Source organism: Mycobacterium sp. E740, from assembly GCF_001672895.1.
Taxonomy (GTDB): domain Bacteria; phylum Actinomycetota; class Actinomycetes; order Mycobacteriales; family Mycobacteriaceae; genus Mycobacterium.
Genome location: NZ_LZKP01000055.1, coordinates 1 through 935 on the forward strand (window position 1 = coordinate 1; position 935 = coordinate 935).

The 935-nt window shown below is 70.2% G+C and carries 1 protein-coding gene; it reads left to right on the top strand.

Translation table 11 applies throughout. The features are described 5' to 3' along the window. Positions 1-213: 213 nt before the first annotated feature. Positions 214-924: a 2-C-methyl-D-erythritol 4-phosphate cytidylyltransferase gene (locus A5663_RS05255; RefSeq protein ID WP_068144836.1), complete on the top strand. Its 711-nt coding sequence runs from the start codon at positions 214-216 to the stop codon at positions 922-924. Positions 925-935: the final 11 nt, after the last annotated feature.

Below are 935 nucleotides of genomic sequence, written 5' to 3' on the forward strand. Positions count from 1 at the left end.
TCCAGCTCGCCGTGCCGGTACACCATCACGATGCGCGCGACGTCGGCCACGCGGGTCAGGGTCTCCAGCGACCAGACATCCGGCGCACCGGGTGCTGCGTGGCCGCCGGTCCGTGCGCGGTGTCGCTCATCCGTACCCGTCCTTTCCCTGCTACGTCGGCCGACAGTGCCCGGGGTCATCCGGGCGCGAACATCGCAGTGCCAAGATACGAGGATGACCGTCGGGGAGCCCTATGCCGTCGCCGTGGTGCTGGCCGCGGGGCTCGGGACCCGGGTGGGCGCCGACGGAAACAAGGCCTACCTGCCGGTGGCGGGTCGGCCGATGGCGGTCTGGTCGCTGGAGACCCTGACCCGCGTGGCCGACGTCGCGCGCATCGTGATGGTGTACCGGCACGGCGAGCTGGAGTTGGCCCGCGACATGGTGGGTCGCGAACTGCCCACGGCCCGAGTCGAATTCGTCGAGGGTGGCGCGAGCCGGCACGGCTCGGAACTCAACGCGCTGCGCCATCTCGCCGCCGACATCGAAGCCGGGGCGATCGACGTCGTCCTCATCCATGACGCAGCCCGGCCGGTGGCCGGTGCGGAGATGTTCGTGCGCGCGCTGGCGGTCGCCCGTGAATTCGGCGGCGCCCTACCGGCATTGCCGTTGCCGAGCGTCGTGACGACCGAACTGGCCGAACCGGCACAAGCACCGCTCGTTCGGGTGCAGACACCGCAGGCGTTCCGCGCCGCCCCGCTGCTCGAGGCGTATCGCACCGCGGAGTCACACCGATTCGAGGGCACCGACACGTCGTCGTGCGTCGAGGAGTTCACCGATCTCGAGGTGCGGACCTTCCCGGGCGAACTGCGCAACATCAAGGTGACTTTCGCGCGCGACATCGCGATCGCCGAACACCTGCTGGCGCCGGTCAGCGACTCGCGATGACCGCCTCGAGA